The 18248-nt window shown below is 70.8% G+C and carries 15 protein-coding genes; 9 read left to right on the top strand and 6 right to left on the bottom strand.

Annotation, left to right across the window (positions count from 1 at the left end):
- Window positions 1–144 precede the first annotated feature (144 nt).
- Complete coding sequence (locus tag VFZ92_RS15015) at window positions 145–2052, bottom strand: S9 family peptidase (protein WP_330876523.1); 1908 nt, start codon at window positions 2050–2052, stop codon at window positions 145–147.
- A 33-nt stretch (window positions 2053–2085) separates the two neighbouring features.
- Between VFZ92_RS15015 and VFZ92_RS15010 the strand changes: the two genes are divergently transcribed.
- From VFZ92_RS15010 to VFZ92_RS14995, 4 genes are all read left to right on the top strand, one after another.
- Complete coding sequence (locus tag VFZ92_RS15010; protein ID WP_330876522.1) at window positions 2086–2610, top strand: IS3 family transposase; 525 nt, start codon at window positions 2086–2088, stop codon at window positions 2608–2610.
- 577 nt (window positions 2611–3187) lie between these two features.
- Complete coding sequence (locus VFZ92_RS15005) at window positions 3188–4189, top strand: hypothetical protein (protein ID WP_330876521.1); 1002 nt, start codon at window positions 3188–3190, stop codon at window positions 4187–4189.
- A 692-nt stretch (window positions 4190–4881) separates the two neighbouring features.
- Window positions 4882–6903: an NACHT domain-containing protein gene (locus tag VFZ92_RS15000; RefSeq protein WP_414719896.1), complete on the top strand. Its 2022-nt coding sequence runs from the start codon at window positions 4882–4884 to the stop codon at window positions 6901–6903.
- Between the two features lie 53 nt (window positions 6904–6956).
- Entirely contained in the window at window positions 6957–7196 is a 240-nt protein-coding gene (locus tag VFZ92_RS14995) for a hypothetical protein (protein ID WP_330876520.1), read from the top strand.
- A 63-nt stretch (window positions 7197–7259) separates the two neighbouring features.
- Here VFZ92_RS14995 and VFZ92_RS14990 read toward each other — a convergent pair whose 3' ends face one another.
- The gene (locus tag VFZ92_RS14990; protein ID WP_330876519.1) at window positions 7260–8045 is read right to left on the bottom strand and encodes a helix-turn-helix transcriptional regulator; all 786 of its coding nucleotides are present in this window, start codon (window positions 8043–8045) and stop codon (window positions 7260–7262) included.
- Between the two features lie 139 nt (window positions 8046–8184).
- Between VFZ92_RS14990 and VFZ92_RS14985 the strand changes: the two genes are divergently transcribed.
- Together VFZ92_RS14985 and VFZ92_RS14980 are read left to right on the top strand one after the other, a co-directional pair.
- Window positions 8185–9063 (top strand): NmrA/HSCARG family protein, encoded by an 879-nt coding sequence (locus tag VFZ92_RS14985; RefSeq protein ID WP_330876518.1) that lies wholly within the window; start codon window positions 8185–8187, stop codon window positions 9061–9063.
- 110 nt (window positions 9064–9173) lie between these two features.
- Entirely contained in the window at window positions 9174–10073 is a 900-nt protein-coding gene (locus tag VFZ92_RS14980; protein ID WP_330876517.1) for an NADP-dependent oxidoreductase, read from the top strand.
- Window positions 10074–10590: 517 nt separating this feature from the next.
- On the opposite strand, the gene VFZ92_RS14975 is transcribed toward VFZ92_RS14980, so the two are convergent.
- Together VFZ92_RS14975 and VFZ92_RS14970 are read right to left on the bottom strand one after the other, a co-directional pair.
- Complete coding sequence (locus VFZ92_RS14975; RefSeq protein ID WP_330876516.1) at window positions 10591–11202, bottom strand: hypothetical protein; 612 nt, start codon at window positions 11200–11202, stop codon at window positions 10591–10593.
- Window positions 11203–11414: 212 nt separating this feature from the next.
- Window positions 11415–11939: an RICIN domain-containing protein gene (locus tag VFZ92_RS14970; protein ID WP_330876515.1), complete on the bottom strand. Its 525-nt coding sequence runs from the start codon at window positions 11937–11939 to the stop codon at window positions 11415–11417.
- Between the two features lie 100 nt (window positions 11940–12039).
- On the opposite strand from VFZ92_RS14970, the gene VFZ92_RS14965 reads away from it, so the two are divergent.
- Entirely contained in the window at window positions 12040–14739 is a 2700-nt protein-coding gene (locus VFZ92_RS14965; RefSeq protein WP_330876514.1) for an AfsR/SARP family transcriptional regulator, read from the top strand.
- 203 nt (window positions 14740–14942) lie between these two features.
- On the opposite strand, the gene VFZ92_RS14960 is transcribed toward VFZ92_RS14965, so the two are convergent.
- A complete protein-coding gene (locus VFZ92_RS14960; RefSeq protein WP_330876513.1) occupies window positions 14943–15620 on the bottom strand; it encodes a response regulator transcription factor in 678 nt (225 codons plus the stop codon).
- Window positions 15621–15676: 56 nt separating this feature from the next.
- Entirely contained in the window at window positions 15677–16906 is a 1230-nt protein-coding gene (locus tag VFZ92_RS14955; protein ID WP_330876512.1) for a sensor histidine kinase, read from the bottom strand.
- Window positions 16907–16965: 59 nt separating this feature from the next.
- Between VFZ92_RS14955 and VFZ92_RS14950 the strand changes: the two genes are divergently transcribed.
- Together VFZ92_RS14950 and VFZ92_RS14945 are read left to right on the top strand one after the other, a co-directional pair.
- Window positions 16966–17754 carry an ATP-binding cassette domain-containing protein gene (locus VFZ92_RS14950; RefSeq protein WP_330876511.1) on the top strand — a complete coding sequence of 263 codons (789 nt, stop codon included), beginning with the start codon at window positions 16966–16968 and terminating at the stop codon, window positions 17752–17754.
- Window positions 17742–18140, top strand: coding sequence for an ABC transporter permease (locus VFZ92_RS14945; RefSeq protein ID WP_330876510.1), 399 nt, complete (start codon window positions 17742–17744; stop codon window positions 18138–18140). The genes VFZ92_RS14950 and VFZ92_RS14945 overlap by 13 nt, the downstream gene beginning before the upstream one ends.
- Window positions 18141–18248: the final 108 nt, after the last annotated feature.

Raw genomic sequence — 18248 nt, 5'->3', positions numbered from 1 at the left:
AGGAGTTCCCTCGTCCGCGCACCACAGGCCCTCCACCCGCTCAAGCTCGGAAACGGGTACTTGCAGCACGGTCTGGCCGAGATCGCCTTTGCTTCTTGCGGTCGTCAGTGTGGGAACAACGGTGCCAGGACCAGGCACGTCCGGTCAGGGCTGGAGCCAGCGGTCGAACCAGGCGCGGGTGCGACGCAGGACGTCGAGTTGGTGGTTGCGTTCCCGGATCGAGTGGCCCTCCCTGGGGTAGATGACGAATTCGTGCTCGGCGCCGAAATGGCGCAGGGCCCGGTGGAAGTACACGGCTTGGCCGAGGGGGACGTTGGTGTCCTCGGCGCCGTGCAGGATGAGCACCGGCGTGCGGACGCGGCTGGCGAAGGAGATCGGGCTGACCGCGTCGTGCGGGTGTGGGCCGATCCCCTCCCACCCGATGCTGCCGCTGAGTGCGCCCTCGAGCTGGCCGTGCTCCCCGGTCGCGGCGAGCATTCCCCAGTCGGTGATACCCGCGTTGACCAGCGCGGCGCGAAACCGGTTCGTCTGCCCGATCGCCCAGGCGGCCATGAAGCCGCCGTGGCTGCCGCCGGCGATGCCCAGTCGGTCGGGGTCGGCGATGCCCTCGGCGATGAGCAGGTCGATGCCGGTCAGGATGTCGGACCACTCCTCCCGGCCGACCCTGCCCGCGACGCTGGCCGCGAACGCGTGGCCGTGGCCCTGGCCGCCGCGCGGGTTGGGCAGGAACACCGCGTACCCGGCGGTGGCCAGCCACTGTGCCTGTGCGCCGTGGAACGAGAACAACTGGAGGCGATCGGCGTACCGGTCGTCGGGGCCCCCGTGCACGATCGTGACGAGTGGGAACGGGCCGTCCGAGGCGGACTTCCCGGCCGGCAGTACGAGCAGACCGTCCAGATCGAGGCCGTCGGCGGCTCGATAGGCCAGCGGTCGCTGGGTACCGAGTGCGATGCCGTCCAGTTCGGGGCGGGTGTCCGTGATCTTCCGCAGCGGCCCGGTCGGTGGCCCGACACAAACGTTCGTGGGTTCGTGACGGGTGCCGGTCAGTGCCGCGATCGTCTTGCCCGCTGGGGTGGTGGTGAGGGCGTCGAGGTGGCCGGGGTGCTGCGACAGCGGCGTGGGACCGTCGGGGTCGAGCCGGGCCAGGGTCGTGTTCAGGCCGTTGGCGAAGACCACCAGCGGGGCGGCGTCGGTCTGGCGCAGTTCGGTGGGGCACATCGGCAGGTCGGCGGTGCGGTTGCGGCGGACGCGGCTGCTCATAGCCAGGTCGAACACGGCGGTGCCTGCGTGGAGGACCGGTGGGGTGAGGGCGAGGTAACCGAGGTGCCAACCGTCTTCAGCCGGCCACCAAGCCAGGGATTGTGCGTCGACCTCGACCGGTCCGAGGTCTTCCGCGGTCCCCGTGGCGGGGTCGAACAGGTGCAGCCGGCCGGTGCGGGGGCCGTAGTCCTTGTCGGCGCTGGCCTGGGTGAGCACGGCGAGCGGGCCACCGTCGGGTCGTTGCCGCAGTTCCACGACGTGCCTGTCGCCGAACACATCCGGGGTGGTGACCTGGCCGGTGCGCAGGTCAAGCAGGCGCAGCCGAGCACGCGGTTCGCGCTCACCGACGACAATGGCGTCGTCACGGTCCTGGGCGCGGCGCACGTCCTGCTCGGTGGGCTCGTCCTCGGCGAGCAGCGCGATCAGGTTGGGATCGGCGAGCGGCCGGTGGTCGATGATGCCGGCGCGCCAGTGGGTCACCGCGGTCACCACGTCGTCGGCGGGGGTGAGCCGGTGCAGCTGCGGAGCGCCACGCTCGGCGCGGTCGGACAGGAAGTACAACGTGCCCGAGTCCGCGGACCAGCGGGGCAGGGACTCCGTCGCGGTGTCGGCGGTCACCCGACTCCACACACCGTCGCCGTCGATGTCGGCCAGCCAGAGCGCGGTGTCGAGGTGGTCACCGATTCGGCTGATGGGGGCGAGAACGTAGCAGAGCAGATGCCCGTTCGGAGCGAGAGCCGGTGTCTGCGGGACGCGACCCTCGACCACGAGTTCAGCGGTCAAACCTGTCATGTGATCAGTGTGCCAACGTCAACAGCGCGCCACGTGGCCGAGTCGCTGCGCTCGGCGCACTCGGCCGAGGCGTGCAGCCGCGACAACGGTGCAGCACCCCAACGCGCCCGGCCAGTCGAGGTGCGGATAAGCACTGATGACTACAAGATCACCCCGCTCAAGAAGGCCGCGCGGGAGCTACTGGGATGTCCGCATCCGCGACGGGTACCGCGCGGGGTCTGCGCCGAGCAGGCCATCGGGATCAGCACCGACGAGTTCACGCGCGCCAAGGACTCCGGGCTGCGGTTCCCGCGCAACGTCTTCCCGCTCGTGTTGGTTGCCCTGGGGCCGTTGAGCGGCTCTGCGGACGCGGCGGGGCTGCGGCGTCGCTGGCCAGGCCTGGAGATTGCGAGTCACACGATCGTGTGCACCTTGACCCTGGAGTTGACCGTGGCCATGGCCGACTACATCGACAACTTCTACAACCTCCACCGGCGCCACAGCTACCTGGGCCAGATCAGCCCCAGCGAGTATGAGGCGCTCTGGCACGAGGTCCAGTGCAGCCCCCAACTCCCATGACGGCGGCTCAGCAACAGGGGGCCGCATCACCCGGCCCAACTATCGGGGTCCCGTCACTCGCCAGGTGGCTCCCACATCGTCACCGCCGCTGCGCGCGCCACCTCGACGAGGGGCCCGCCCACGTCGCGGGCGGGCCCTGTTCCGCCAACGGCGCAGACAGGTCACTCCCGCCAACACCGCGACGCCGAGGCGATCAGCTGACCGAGCAGCACCTTGCCCATCTCCAGCGCGACCTGCGCGGGAGCGCGCCACCCCCCCGGAGGGAACACCAGCATCGTCGGGGTTGCGGGGCGGCGAGAACCAGAACGGCATCGCCATCACCTTCCTTTCGGGCCCCTGGAACGGCGCACACGCGAACCTTGCGGGCCGAAACGCGATTGACCTGTGGTCCTGTCCGTTCCGCTCGAAGACGGCGGATGCCCAGTCCGGTGACCAGCAGTCCGCCCCGTAGGTCCTGACTGCGATCGATCGAGTTGTTCGGACCTGGTTGGCGGATTCGACGACGGGAGTACCGCGGCTACCGTGATTACGGTCCAGACCGTAATCACAGTGGCCAGCGCCGATGAGGAGGTCCGACTTGAACGTCCGCTCCCTGGCCGCGACGGCGGTACTCGCTCTGACCGCGGGCATGCTTGCCGCCACGCCCGCGCAGGCGGAGACGTTCGCTACCTTCACCCCGCAAACGATCTCGGTGCCCAAGCAGGTCCGGCCTGTCGTGCACAGCGTCACTCCCGTAGGCACCATCTCGCTGGACATGACCGCCACGCAGACCGCATACGTGGTGTCGAAGATGCGGGTCAACGACGCCACCATCCGCAGCCTCTTCGACAACGAGGTCGTCTGCCAGGGACCGGGCGGCTGGAGCAAGAACATGGTGATCGGGCAGAACGTCTACGACATCGATTCGGGCTCCCCGTTGCGGGACGTGACGCTCTACACCCGGTTCCTCGTCCACCCCGGCGTCGCAGGCAGGGTCACCTGCACCGCGAACGTGCGGGGCAACTCGCTCAGCCGGGACAGCGCCGCCACCTACCGGCTGGTCAGCGGGTACCTCACGTTCGCCGACACCTCGGTCGTCAACGCCGCCGACGGGCAACCGGCGCAGTCCAGCGTGAGCGCGGGGACGCACGCCCTCAACGGCGGCACACTGCGGCTGCCCGCCCTCGACCACTTCGACCTCCCCTCGGCAGTGCAGGGCCTCAACGTCGTCGGCGACGTCAACCTGAAGGTCTGCCATCCGGACGCCCCGTGTGACACGTACGGGTCTGCGCAGGTGAAGTTCACGCTCTTCGTCAACCAGTGGAAGTCGGACGGCGCACTCTGCAAGGCCGACAGCAGCATCCAGGTCACGCACGACGTGCCGTACTGGATGCACCACAAGTACGTGCCGCTCAACAAATCGGACTTCACCGTGAGCACGGCGCCGGGCTGCATCCCCCGGTTCAACGCCTACGTCAAGGCCGAGTGGCTGAGCGGCCAGACCGCCGGAATCCACGGCACTGCTGACCTCACCGACTCCCAGGGCTCGACGACCACGCACGACTCCGACATGAGCCACGCCTACGTACTGCCGTACTGACCTACGGGGCTTGTCTTCGGCCGTGGTCCAGAACAGCCAGAACGGCTGGGAGGCGATGTCCATGACGTCGGCGTCGAAGTCGAGCAGGATCAGCGTGTCACGCTCGACCCGGGACTCGTACGCGACCAGGGTGCCCGTCGTGGTGGTCCACCAGTGGCCGGAGCAGCGCCGTTGGCCCTTGTAGGAGGGGAACTCGCGCACGGGCAGGCAGGACTCGAACGGGATCCGCCACGCCTTGGTCAACGGCAGGCGCTGCTCGTCCTCCTCGTCGGTGAACGCGATGTCGAACAGCTCGTGGGTCGCCGGCCCGGCGCCGCCGGGCACGAGGTCCAGGTTCCGCACCGAGGCACCTTCCCGGTAGAGCACGGCCCGCTCGCACCAACCCTCGCCCACTGGTCCTGGACTCCGCCATCGCCCCGCCAGGTACACCCGGACTCCGCCACCTCTGCGCGGAACGGTCAGGTCCGCGACGTCGGTCCGGACGAATCGCAGCCCGGTTGTCCGGGCCTGCTTCGCGGATTCGGTGGTGTACGCCGATTGGGTGATGGGCTGCGTTCGACGGTATGGACACGGTGGTGAGGCGTGAACGAATCGCCTGTGGTTGCTGGCGGGCTCTGCGCACTTGAACGGTTGGTGCAGAACAACGAAGATCAACGGCAAACCATCGCCGCGGAACCGGGGATGATCGTGCGGTGAAGAGGATGCGGGCATCGGTTGCGGTCGGCGGCGGGTCGGTCGCGCTAGCGGTTGGCTGCGCCGCCTGGGTGTACGCGCAGTCGGGCGAACTCGCGGACCGCCTGGACAAGGCGGCGAGCGTGGGCGGGCTGTTGGTCGGGCTGATCGGCCTGCTGGTCACCGTGCACGGGGTGTTCCTCGCTCGCCGATCGGGCGGTGTGTCGCCAGACATGGTCGTCGAGCACCTGGCGGCCGAGGTGGGGCGCCGAGTTCGGCGCGAAGTCGGTGTCCGGGAGTTGGGGCCGCACGCGCTGGAAGTCCGCTGGGCGAGTACGCGGCGCGACGTCGCCGAGCCCGGCGCCCTGGAAGGTGAGGTGTGGGAGCTGCCGGACGTGTTGCGGGCCGCGCCGCGGCTCGTCGTGCTGGGAGAAGCAGGGGCGGGCAAGAGCGTGGCGATGCTCCTGATGGTCGTGCGCCTGCTCGACGGCGAGGGACCGGTGCCCGTGCCGCTGGACGTGTCGCGATGGGTGCCCGACCCGAACTTGTCGCTGGCCGAGTGGTGCGCGCGGCGCATGGCCACTCTCTATCCACCTCTACCCGGCCACCAGGACGAGCACGAGGCACTGTGTGCGCGGTTGGTGGAGAGCGGGCGGGTGCTGCCGGTGCTCGACGGCTTGGACGAGATGCCGGACGGCATGGGGCCGGATGTCGTGCGGGAGTTGAACAAGGCTGTCGTGGAGTTGCCTGGGTTCGTGGTGTCGTGCCGTTCGGACGTGTACGAGCGGGCCGTCGCGGACGCTGGGGTCATCGTGGCCGACACGCCGGTCGTGGAGATCCAGCCGGTCACGGTCGACGCCCTGGTCCGCTACCTCACCGCCGGACGCCCTCCCGGCGACAGGCGTTGGGACCCTGTCGTGGACGGCCTGCGAGCGGACGGCCCGCTGGCGGCGGTCTTGTCCTCGCCGTTGATGGCGTGGCTGGCCCGTACTCAGTACAGCACCACGCGTTCCGACCCGGCGACGCTGGCCGCACAGCCCGACGAGGCTGCGTTGCGGCAGCAGTTGCTGGACGGCTACCTGCCCGCTGTCTACGGCGAGCACGCGATGGGCGACCGCCGTTACGACCCGGCACGGGCCGCGACGTGGCTCGGACATCTCGCGGGACACCTGCGGGTGCTCAGGGCGGGTCCGCACTTGCGTTGTCTGGATCTGCACGCGACCGTCCGCCCGTCGCGCATCGGGCTCGTGATCGGTTTGATGGCCGCACTGTCGTGGTGGGGTGGTCGTGGTACCGGCGCCGCGGCGGGAACGATGCTCGCCGCGGCGAGCGTGGCCGTCGTGCCCAAGGTGCTGCGCAACGTCGTCGGGTCATTGACCATTGCCCCGTTCATGGCGGCGTTCGTGCTGATGTACGGCGGGACGGTCGCGATGTTCGCGAAGTTCGTCCTGCCCGAGGCGTGGTTCAGCGCCGATATCGCGATCGGTGTCGGGCTGGTCGCGTCGTTCGCGGCGTTGACGGTGTTCAAGCTGTGGCTGACGCACGCCCCGGTCAACACCCGCTCCTTCTTCGATGACGATCAGGACTCGTTCCGCTCCTACAACGGCATCGACGGCGAGCGCGACTCGGACTTCTTGCGCGAACCCGACCCCAGAGCGGCCGTGCGGCGGGCCAGGGTGGAGTTCCTGGGCACGTGGGCCGTAGCGTCGACGGTCGCGACTCCGGCGGTGACGGCGCTGCGCGAAATCGAGTTCGCGCTGGCGGCCGGGTGCGTGCTGGGCCTGCTGGTGGCCGTGCAGTTCTCGGTATGGCCGTACTACGCCGCAGCACGGCTCGTGCTGGCGGCGCAGGACCGCCTACCGTGGCGGCTGGTGCCGTTCCTGGAGGACGCGCACCGACGCGGCGTGTTCCGCCAGTCTGGCGCGGTCCTCCAGTTCCGGCACCTCATCCTCCAGGAGCACCTGGCCTCCCGTTTTCCGCTGCGACCCATTGAGTGGTCGGACGGCCCCAGTCGCGGGCGCGGGCGTCCCACCGTCGGCTGACCGTCAGGTCGTGACTCGGTCAGCGGCGGACGCTGCTCACCACTGGACGGATCATGGAACGCGAACTCGGACTCCTGCTTCAGGACCGCGTGGGCACCGCCGTCGACCGGCACCAGGGGCACGCCTCATCGCTGGACTGTGGTCGTGTGCGGTGCGGCAGAACGAACGCCTCCGACGAGCTGTGCCGCGTCAGCGACTGGACGATGAGGTCGCTCAGCGTCGCACCGGCCGAGGCCGTCGATGCTGGCGAGGCGCTCTGGGTGGTGGAGGAGGGAGTCACCCTCCCAGCGTGAGCTCCCGCACCATTGGGCTGCCACCGGTGTTCCGCCAGGAACCACGGTCGCTCCGCCGACCTCTCACCCAGGGGAGCTGCGGTAGGACCGAGCCGACGAGCGATAGCTCCCCGGTGTCTGACCGACCAGCCCGGTGAAGGCGTCGATGAAGCTGCTGGGGTTCGACCAGCCCAGCCGGATCGCCGTGGCGGTGACCGAGGCACCGTCGCTGAGCTCGATCAGCGCCCGTTGGATGCGCAGCAGGGTGCGCCACTGGTGGAAGCTCATCGACAGCTCGCTGCCGAACAGTCGGCTCAGGGTGCGTTCGCCGGCGCCGGCGCGGCGGCCAAGCTCGGCCAGGGTCGCCGAGCTTGCCGGGTCCGCGTGGAGCAGGTCGGTGACCGCCTTGAGACGCCGGTCGCTCGGCTCCGGGAGGCGCAGCGGCTCCTGTGCGGCGCGGGCGAGCTCGGCGAGTACGACGTCGATCAGCAGCCGCGCACGGGGGCTCTCCAGCGGCTCGCCCTCGGTCATCAGCGCCAGGTAGGCCTCGCGCAGCAACGCGCTCGCCACGAAGACCGACGGCTCGGCCGGAAGCTGTCCGGTCAGCGTCACGGGCAGCGACAGCACCCGGATGTCCGTCTCGCCGTACGCCTTGCTGCTGTGCACCGCGAAGGGCGGCACCCACATGATCCGGCTGGCAGGCGCCACCCAGGTGCCCACCCGGGTCGCTGTGACCAGGGCCCCACGCGCGGCGTAGCGGAGCTGGCCGTAGTCGTGGAAGTGCGCGGCCACGTCGGCGCCGTGGGGCAGCGACGCCGACAGCGGCGCATCGTCGGTGCAGAAGCTCGGCTCGCCGCTGGGGTCGGACACGCCGTCGAGGCTACCCACCACTGGCGGGTTTTCGGAAGAACCTGGCGTGATACCAGTGGCGCGCCTGGCGCCGCAGACCGCACCCTGGAGACATGTCACAACAGATCAAGGTCGAGGCCGCTGGTGAAGGGTGGCAGCGATGAGCACACGGACGACCGGCACGATCGCGGTCTTCGGTGCGACGGGGCGACAGGGTGGAGCGGTGGTCGACGCGCTACTGCACCGCGGGGCGCGGGTGCGGGCTCTGGTCCGCGACCCCGAGTCCGGGCGGGCTCGGGCGCTGGCCGCCCGCGGCGTCGAGCTGGCGGCCATCCGGACCGACGACCCGGCGTCGTTGGCCGCCGCGCTGACGGCGGTCGAGGCGTTCTCCTTCATGACCCCGGAGGCGAACAGCCTCGAAGGGGTCGAGACGGAGATCCGCATCGGCACCGCACTCGTCGACGCGGCGGTCGCGGCACGCGTCCCGCACGTCGTGTTCAACTCGGTCATCGGCGCGGACCGGGAGGCGGGTGTGCCGCACCACGACTCGAAGCACTGGATCGAGGAGCACCTGAGGAAGTCCGGCCTCAGGGCCACGATGGTTCGCCCTGCCCCCTTCATGGAGGAGATGGCGCCGAGCCTGGAGCACGGAAAGATCGTGCTGAGGCTGCCGCTGCCGGAGGACGTCGCCCTGAAGATGATCTCGGTCAGGGACATCGGCAGGATCGCCTCCGCGATCCTGCTCGACACCGCGGAGGCACCCGGCGGAGCCGTCGATCTCGTCGCCGACGAGCTGACAGGCCCTCGGATCGCCGCAGCGTTCGGCGCGCGCGCCGGGCTCCCGGCACGTTACGAGGCCCTCCCGTTGAGCGTGCTTCCCAGCGACCTCGACAGGGCGATGTTCCGCCAGTTCGCGAAGGCGGCGGAACACCCGTCGGACCTCGCGGTGGTGCGGGCGATCGAGCCGGCCACCCTGGACCTGGCCGAGTGGATCCGATCCACCGGCTGGACCGTGCCCACGAACGCGGCTGTTTCCTGAGCCTCCGGCCGCGGTGAACGCCCCGCGATCGTGCCCGCGGTCTCGGCGCTCCGGGCACGTCAGCGCATCCGTCGACGTTCGACGTCATGACCCGAGGAACGCAGAGAACCATGCGAGCGATCACCTTCTCCGCCTACGGCGGGCCGGAAGTCCTGCGGCTGTCCGACATCCCCGTGCCGGAACCCGGCACGGGGCAGGTGCGGCTGGCCGTCCGGGCCGCCGGGATCAACCCTCTCGACTGGAAGGTCCGCTACGGTTCCAAGCAGCAGAACTTCCAGATCTCCTTCCCGCACACCCCCGGTTTCGAAGTGGCCGGCGTCGTCGACGCCGCCGGCGAGGGCGCGGAGTTCGCTGTCGGCGACGAGGTGTTCGGCTGGCCCGACACCGGCGGCTACGCCGAGTACGCGCTGGCGAGGACGCTCGCACTCAAGCCGGCAGGCATCTCGTGGGCAGACGCGGCGGCGCTGCCGGTCGCAGGCGAGACCGCGCTTCGCGTCCTCGGACAGCTCGCGGTCCGCGAAGGCGAGACGCTGCTGGTGCACGGCGCCAGCGGCGCGGTCGGGCGCTTCGCCGCGCAGGTGGCCGTCGCGCGGGGCGCTACCGTCATCGGCACCGCCGGCGGCCGGAACCTCGACGACCTGAAGTCGCTGGGGGTCGTGCCCGTCCTCTACGGCGACGGCTGGGAGGAGCGGGTTCGCGGGGCCACGCCGGGACCGGTGGACGCCGTGCTCGACGCCGCCGGGCACGGGGTGCTGCCGGGGTCGGTCGAGTTGCGGGGTACGAAGGAGCGGATCGTCACCATCGCCGACGGGGCCGCCTTCGAACTGGGGATCCCGTACTCGGGTCCGGAGCAGTCGCGAGAGGTGCTGACCAGGGTCGCCTGCTGGGTGACCGACCGCGGGGTCCGGATCGCGCAGGGCAAGAGCTACCCGCTCCAGGACGCGGCCGCCGCGCACATCGACAGCGAGGACGGTCACCCCGGCGGGAAGCTCACGCTCGTCATCAGCTGAACGGGAGCGCGGCTCCGTGCCTGCGGAGACCGGGCGTGCCTGGCAGACCGATCAGACCGGCGCGCGGTCACGATCACCGCGAGCAGCGAGCCGAGCACATCGGTGGCGATGTGCTCGGCTCGCGCCCCTTGATCTTCTTGTTCGCACCGATCTCCTGGTCGGATTCGTTGACGTTGCGGGAAGTCTTCGCACTCTGCGGGTCAAGGATGGCCGCGGTCGGAGTCGCCGACCGTCCACTTGCGACACTGACCCGGTCTCGCAGCCGGTCGTGCGTCCTCTTGGGAGCGGCGGGGAAAGCGATCGCGCGGTGTCCGCCGTCCCATCGGGCAGGGTGCGCCGGGAGCGGCGCCCGGTCGGGCATCGGTGGCGCGTCGACCCGCGAGCGGGTGCGCACGCCGGCCAGGGCGTCGGGCGGCGCGGTGGTGATCCCGTACAGCTCCACCAAGGATGCTGTCGCTGACCGCCGCCGGCGGTGCCCGCAACCGAGTTCGACGCTCCGGGAAGACGGTGGATCGGTTCAACACCGGTCGTCGGCCTTCCGGCCCGCCGGTGCCGGGTTCGCGAGTCGCTGCCGTGCCGCGGCCCGCACCTCGGCCGCTCTGATCTGCTCGTGCCGCGAGTAGGCCGTGACCGCGGCGCCCGCGACCGCGACGATCGCGAGGAGCACGCCGTGGGTGAGGCCCGGCACGCCGATCGGCGACCTCCATCCGAAGCCGAGGTTCGAGGCCAGGACCTGCACGATCACCACGATCGTGAGCAACGGCGCTGTGGCGAACAGCAGGGTGTGCAGCATCGCCTCGCGAACGGTGAACCGGTGCGCGCTGATCATGCGCCGGCACGCGTGGATGAGTGCGATCGCGCCAACAGCGCCCGGACCCGCCGCTCCGTTCAGCACCTTGAGGCCCACGGTGGCCTCTTGCGCCGCGTAGGCCTGGTCGTAGGTGACGGTCGGGCTGTCGCCGCCCAAGTCCAAGCACACGTGCCCCGGCCGCATCGGCTCACCGCCGCAGGTGGGCGGTCCCTCGAACGTGACGAACTGCGCCCACACGCACATCCCGAGGCAAACGGCCAGGAAGATTCCGCCGAGCACGCGGAGCATCGCCGCACCCGTGCGTTGATCATGGTTCATGGGACGAAACGATTTCCGGTCACGGCGCGTGGGTCGATCATCGACATGGCGTTGAGCTTCCAACCACTCGACCAGGCGTCATTCGAATCGGATTCGCCGAACTGATTCGGCGCGCAGACCCACCGGCTGAACTGCCGAGAAGCGCACGCCGCGGCAGGAGAGGAGGACGCCCCGTCGTGCCCGACCCCTCGACGGGCACGACGGGCACGGGGTCACCAGCGCTGTGCGGGACCGTCGTTGCGGTCGAAGGCGCGCAGGCCGAATTCAACGCTGTCGTCCACGGCCCTGCCGGTGGCCTTGTTCACCAGGGTCACGGTGCTGTCACCCCAGACTGTCCCGTACCAGTCCTGGTACGCCATCTCGTTGCACGGGAAGCTGCGCAGGCCGGCCTCGAAGCTGTCGTCCAGGCAGTTGCCGGTCGCCTTGTTCCTGATCTGGACCGAGCCGTCACCCCACGACCGCACGAACCACGCCTGGTGGTCGTTGTGGTAGTCGGGCATGACGCGAAGCCCGAACTCGCTGTCGTCGAGAACCCGCCCGGTAGCGACGTTGTGGTACCGGTCGATGACAGCGTCCTCAGCCGCGTTCGCGGTCGTGGCGGGAGCCATGGCGGCGAGCACCAGCGCGCCGGTGGTGATCGTCTTGCGCATCTTGTCCTCCTCGGTGTCCCGGCCGGGGTGGCCGGGTGTCACCACCGTGCCGTCCGACCCCTGCGAGAACCCTGCGTAGCTGGTCACTGGCACAGCGTCACCCTGTCGAGCCCTCTGGGCAGCTCCCGCGGGGACCGATACACACCAGGTGGGGATCACACGGGGAGAGCCCGCGCCTGCCTTCGGCGTGCTGGGGGTGGTTCAGGCACGGGTCGCGGGCGAGGCGATCGACGTCGGACAACCCCGCCAGCGCAGTGTGCTGGCAGCGCTGCTCGTCGACGTGAACCAGGTGGTGCCGATCGACGAACTGGTGGACCGGGTGTGGGGCGAGCAGCCACCCACCCGCGCCAAGCACGCCCTGTACAGCCATCTCTCCCGCCTGCGCCACGTCGTCACGCCAGTGGGAGCGGCGCTCACCCGTCAGGCCGGGGGCTACCTGCTGACCGCCGACCCGGCCTCGGTGGACCTGCACCTGTTCCGTGAACTGTGCGCACGCTCCCGCGCGGGCGGCCACCAGCTCGACGCGGTCGACCAAGCACTGGCGCTGTGGCGTGGTCGGGCGTTCGAAGGACTGGACACGCCGTGGTTCTCCGAGGTGGCGCGGCGGCTGGACCAGGAGCGCGTCGCTGCGGAACTGCACCGCAACGACCTGCTGCTGCGCCTGGGGCTGCACGCCGACCGGTTCACCGACCTCGACGCCACCGCCACCGCGTACCCGCTCGACGAGCGCGCGGCGGGCCAGGTGCTGCTCGCGTGGTACCGCCGCGGTCGGCAAGCCGACGCACTGGCCCACTACCGGGTCATCCGCGCCCGGCTCGCCGAGGAACTGGGCACCGAGCCCGGTCCACCGCTGCGCGAACTGCACCGGCGAATCCTCGCCGGGGACCCGCTGCTCGTGTCCGACCGGCCGGTACCGCGGCAGCTGCCCGCCGTGGCGCCGCACTTCGTGGGCCGTGCCGCCGAACTCGCCGAGCTCGACCGGCACGACACCCCGCTGGTGGTGATCGTCGGTACCGGCGGCGCGGGCAAGACGGCGCTGGCGCTGCGCTGGGCGCACGACAACGCCGATCGCTTCCCCGACGGCCAGCTGTACGCCGACCTGCGCGGGTTCGACCACACCAGCGAGCCCGTACCGCCGGAGATCGTGGTGCGCGGGTTCTTGGAAGCGCTGGGCGTACCCGTGCACAGCGTGCCGTCCGGTGTGGAGGAGGCGGGCGCGCTCTTCCGCAGCGTGCTCGCCGACCGCCGCGCTCTGGTCGTGCTCGACAACGCCGCCGACGCCGCGCAGGTGCTGCCGCTGCTGCCCGGTGGCGCGCACTGCCTGACCTTGGTGACCAGCCGGGATCGGATGTGTTCCCTGGTCGCCAAGCAGGGCGCCGACCACCTCGGCGTCGGCGTGCTGACCGAGCCTGAATCCGTTGCGCTGCTGGGGGAGCGGCTGGGGCGCGGACGGGTCGACGCCGAGCCCGACGCGGTCACCGAACTCGTGGCGCGCTCAGCCCGGCTGCCGCTGGCGCTGTCGGTGGTGGCCGCCCGCGCCGCGGTGAACCGGAGCTTCTCCCTGCGAGCACTGGCCGACGAGCTGCGCGACGAGCACGAGCGCCTCGACGTGCTGGACGCCGTGCTGGACGTGCGGGCGGTGTTCTCCTGCTCCTACCGGGTGCTGAGCCCGGACGCCGGGCGGTTGTTCCGCCTGCTGGGCCGTCACCCCGGTGTCGATGTGGACGTCCACGCGGCGGCTTCCACCGCGGGTCTCCCAGTGGCGCGGGTGCGCGTGCTGCTGGCCGAGTTGACGCGCCAGCACCTCGTCGAGGAGCGTGCGCCGCACCGGTACGGCACGCACGACCTGCTGCGCGCCTACGCCGTGGAACTGGCGCGTGCGTGCGACACCGGGGAAGTGCTGACCGCGGCCCGGTTCCGGCTGGTCGACCACTACTTGCACGCCGGCTACCACGCCGAGCGGCAGCTGTCCCCGCACTGGCCCCCTCTCACCCTCCCGGCGCCGGGCGACGGTGTGGTGGCACGGGAGATCACCAGCTACGACGAGGCAATGGGGTGGTTCACCGTCGAGCACACCGCGGTGCTCGCCGTCCTCGAGGACGCGGTGCGCCACGGCTGGGACGCGCACGCCTGGCAGCTCCCCTGGGTCCTCACCTCCTACCTCCACCGGCAGGGCCGGTGGCGGGAGAAGTCCGCCGCCCTGCGCACCGCGCTGGAGGCGGCCGAGCGGTTGGGTGACCAGGACGCCCTGGCCGTGACCCATCACCTGCTCGGCCGCACGGCGACCGCGTTGGGTGAGCGCGCTGACGCACTCGACCACCTCAACCGCGCACTGGAGCTGCACCGGGCGCGCGGCGACGAGGTCGGCCAAGCGGTAGTCCGCTTCTCGCTGGCCTCGGAGTACGAACAGCGCCACGACCTGCACCGGGCGATGACCCACGCCCGGTGGGCGCTCGGGCTCCACATCCGCACCGGAAACCGGGCGTGGCAGGGTTTCGCCCTGACCGCGTTGGGCTGGTACTCGACGTGCCTCGGCGACCACACCCAAGCCCTGGCCTACTGCCATGAAGCGGCGAGGTGCATGGACGACCGCGACGGCCTGGCCCACAGCTTCCAGATCATGGGCTGCGCCTACCACCAGCTGGGCGACCACGCCGAATCCGTGACCCACCACGGGAAGGCGATCACGCTGTTCCGCACGTTGGGCGACCAGTACCGCGAAGCAGGAGGCCTGGTCCTCGTCGGCGACGCCCACCGAGCCGCAGGCGAGGAGCCATCGGCGCGGGCAGCGTGGACACGGGCCCTCGCCATCCTCAAACGCCTGGGGCACGACGACAGCGCGTCGATCCGTGAGCGGCTGGACCAGGTGCCGGTCGCCGCGCCGTGACACGACCGTGCCTGCCGAGAACCTCATCCACGCGGGTTACGGTGTTTGACACCCCACAGGACTTTCCCGCGCTGTGGCGAGAGGCCGTCCGCAACAGCACCTTGATGGGCGCGTCGGCTGCCTGCGCGAGCTCGAATAGCACCGGGGTACGACGGCGGCGCGGCCGTGATCCGCCGGTGCCGACCCGTTCGGGGGACGTCTGTCTAGGCGGGACTCTCCGTTCCGGTCACCAGACCGGTCTGGTAGGCGATGACAACGAGTTGCGCCCGGTCTCGTGCGTCCAGTTTGGACATGGCGCGCTGCACGTGGGCGCGAACGGTGAAGGGGCTGAGGTGCATCCGATCGGCGATCTCCACATTGGACAGACCGGTCGCGACGAGAATGACCATCTCGCGTTCGCGCGGCGTGAGTGCGGTGAGTCGTTCGGGGTGGCGTGGCGAGGGGTCGGCCGGCGTGGCGAGGAAACGGGCCACCAGGGAGCGGGTCGCCGCCGGGGACAGGAGGGTGTCGCCGTTGGCGATCGTGCGCACGGCGTCGAGCAGGCCCTGCGCCTCGATCCCCTTGCCGATGAAGCCGCTGGCCCCGGCGCGCAGGGCTCGTGCGATGTACTCGTCGGTCTCGTAGGTGGTGAGGATCAGGACGCGGGTGGCACGCAGATCCGGATCGGCGCAGATCTCCGCGGTGGCGACGAGGCCATCGGTGCCGGGCATCCGGATGTCCGTGATCACCACGTCCGGGCGCAACTTGCGGGTGAGGGTCACCGCCTCCCTGCCGTCGCCCGCCTCGCCGACCACGGTGATGTCGTCGGCGCTGTCGAGGAGGGTGCGGAAGGCGCCGCGCAGCAACGCCTGATCGTCGGCGAGGAGAACCCGGAGCGGCACAGCGACATCCCCGGCCCCTTCGCCTGCGTCCGGTCCGTCGCCTGGTGCGTCGTGAGTCATCGGCCCTCGCCATCGGTCGCTCCGTCGGTCCTCCGCGCCGGGGTGCCCGCGGCGGGAAGAGGCAGGTGGGCGGAGACCAGGAAACCCCCTTGGGGGCGCACGTCGGCGCTGAGGCTTCCGCCGACCGCGGTGGCCCGTTCACGCATTCCGATCAGGCCGTAGCCGGGCGGGTGCCCCCGAGGCTTGCGGGAGCCCTCGCCGTCGTCGGTGACCGTGATGATCACGTGGTCGCGGTTCCAGACCAGGCGCACCTCGGCGCTCCCGGTGGCGGCGTGCTTGGTCACGTTGGTCAGGGCCTCCTGGATGACGCGGTAGGCGGTGAGGTCCACCGCAGGCGGTAGCGGTCTGGCCGTGCCGTCCTCGTGCATCGACACCGCCAGGCCCGCACGGTGGAAGGTGCTCAGCAGCTCGGGAACCTGCGACAGCCCCGGCGCGGGCTCGGTGAGTGCGGAGGTGTCTTCGGGTTGGCGCAGCAGACCGACCGCGGCCCGCAGTTCGTCGAGGGCGTGGCGGGTGGTCCTGACCAGTTCGTCCAGGCTCGTGCGGGCTTGTTCCGGGCGGGTCGCGAACAGGTGAGCGGCGACGGTGGCCTGCGCGTTGGCCAGGGTGATCTGGTGGGCCACCAGGTCGTGCAGCTCGCGGGCGATGCGAAGCCGTTCCCCGGCCACCCTCCGGCGTGCCTCGTCGTCCAGGGTTTCCTCGGCCCGGCGCGCTCGATCCTCCATGATCGTCAGGTAGGCCCTCCGGTGCCGCGTCGAGCGACCGAGCACGGCGGCCACGAGCGGTGTCGCGGCCACGGTCGCCAGCCTGCCGGTGTCCGCCCACGAGAAGTCCGCTTCGAAGAACGGGGGGCCGGCGACCAGCAGCGCGGCCGCCGGGAGCAAGACCGCGGGCGTCACCGGCCCCTCGGTGCGGACGGCGAGAGAGTAGGCGCTGATGGCGGTGGGGGCCACCATGAGCGGGGTCAACAGCAGGCCCGTCGGCGCGACCAGGACACCGCACAGGGTGGTGGCGATCACGATGGCGACCGGTGCGCGCAGTCGCACGGCGAGCAACCCGGACGACACCGCGGCGAGGACGTAGGCCGTCGCCGGCGGCGACGTCACCGTGTCGTCCACCCGCAGCGCACCACCGAGCAGGCAGAGCGCGAACGCCACCGCGACGACCGCTCCCTCCCGCCACCACGACCCGGCCTGCGTCGGAGGTGCACTACGCCGGTTCGTCATCGATGTCCGTCAACCGCAGCACGTGTTCAGCCTAAATGGTTGATTCCGCGAAGTTGGAGTTGGACGCCGCCGACCCCGGGATCTGGTTCGCCCGACGCAGCTCAAGGCAGGCGGCGTTCGGCGGTGTGTGTCCGCCATCGGTGGTGAAGCAGGCGACACCCACGTCCAGGGACGGCCGCCCGCACGCGTGTAGTGCGTTCGCACCAGAAACGGGCCGGACCGGTTCGCGCGCACCAGGCGAGGACGGTCTCGGCAAACGATGTGCGGCACCGCGGCGCGCGACAGGGTTGGTGGCGGAACCGTCCGGCACCGGCTCGGACGGCGAAGCGGCAGGAAGAAGTTCGATGAACCCCGCACACGGCACCGGCGCGATTCGGCTGACGGCCGTTCGCAAGCTCTACGGGAGGCGCGACAACCAGGTGGTGGCGCTGGAGGAGGTGACGACGCGGTTCGACCGGGGAACGTTCACGGCGATCACGAGGCCGTCGGGTTCCGCCAAGAGCACCCTGTTGCAGTGCGCGGCCGGGCTCGATCAGCCGACGTCCGGTTCGGTGCTGATCGAGGAGCACGAGCTCGGCGAGATGACCGAGACCGAGTCGACCGAACTGCGGCGGGACCGGATCGGGTTCGTCTTCCCGGCGTTCAACCTGCTTCCGGTCTCGACCGTGCGGCAGAACGTGACGTCGCCGCTGCGGCTCGCCGGCCGCACACCCGACCGGGACCGGGTCGCGCGGATCCTCGACCGGGTCGGCCTCGCCCAGCCGCTCACACCACCGAGGCACACGCGACGCGGATCCTGGTCAAAGCCGACGAGGGCACCGACCCCGGACGGTTGGTGGCGGACCTGACCGAGGTGACCTCCGCCGAGGGCGGCCTGACGGCAACCGGCCGCGACGCCCTGCTCCGGGAGTTCGACGAGCAGAAGACGACCGCCAACTTCGCGGTCTACCTCATGGTGGTCGTGATCGCGGGGTACGCGGCGATCACGGTGATCAACACGCTGGTGTCGAGCATGACGGCGAGGCGGCGGGAGTTCGGGCTGCAGCGGCTCGCGGGCTCGACACGTGGCCAGGTGCTGCGGATGGCCGGCTCGGAGGCAGCGATCCCGGCTCCGGCGGCATCGCGCTGGGCACCGTCGCCGTGCTCGGGATCCTGGTACCGGTCAGCCTCAAGCGCCTCGGGCAGGTGCTGCCCGCCGGGTCCCCGTGGATCTCCGCGTCGACGGCCGCGCTGACCGTCCTGCTGACGCTCGGAGCCACGCTCCTGCCCGCCTGGCGGGCGACGCGCGGTCGACCGGCCGGGGCAGCGCTCGCCGTCGAGCAGCCCGGCAGATTCCTCACTC

Origin of the sequence: Umezawaea sp. (assembly GCF_036375055.1) — a bacterium.
GTDB lineage: Bacteria > Actinomycetota > Actinomycetes > Mycobacteriales > Pseudonocardiaceae > Umezawaea.
The sequence above is the reverse complement of the archived record's forward strand: the minus strand, read 5'-3'. Positions and strand labels throughout refer to the sequence as shown.

Coding starts and splice junctions, on each gene's coding strand:
- VFZ92_RS15015 (WP_330876523.1), bottom strand. CDS start 2,052: ATGACAGGTTTGACCGCTGAACTCGTGGTCGAGGGTCGCGTCCCGCAG.
- VFZ92_RS14995 (WP_330876520.1), top strand. CDS start 6,957: ATGGAACGCGAACTCGGACTCCTGCTTCAGGACCGCGTGGGCACCGCC.
- VFZ92_RS14985 (WP_330876518.1), top strand. CDS start 8,185: ATGAGCACACGGACGACCGGCACGATCGCGGTCTTCGGTGCGACGGGG.
- VFZ92_RS14980 (WP_330876517.1), top strand. CDS start 9,174: ATGCGAGCGATCACCTTCTCCGCCTACGGCGGGCCGGAAGTCCTGCGG.
- VFZ92_RS14975 (WP_330876516.1), bottom strand. CDS start 11,202: ATGAACCATGATCAACGCACGGGTGCGGCGATGCTCCGCGTGCTCGGC.
- VFZ92_RS14955 (WP_330876512.1), bottom strand. CDS start 16,906: ATGACGAACCGGCGTAGTGCACCTCCGACGCAGGCCGGGTCGTGGTGG.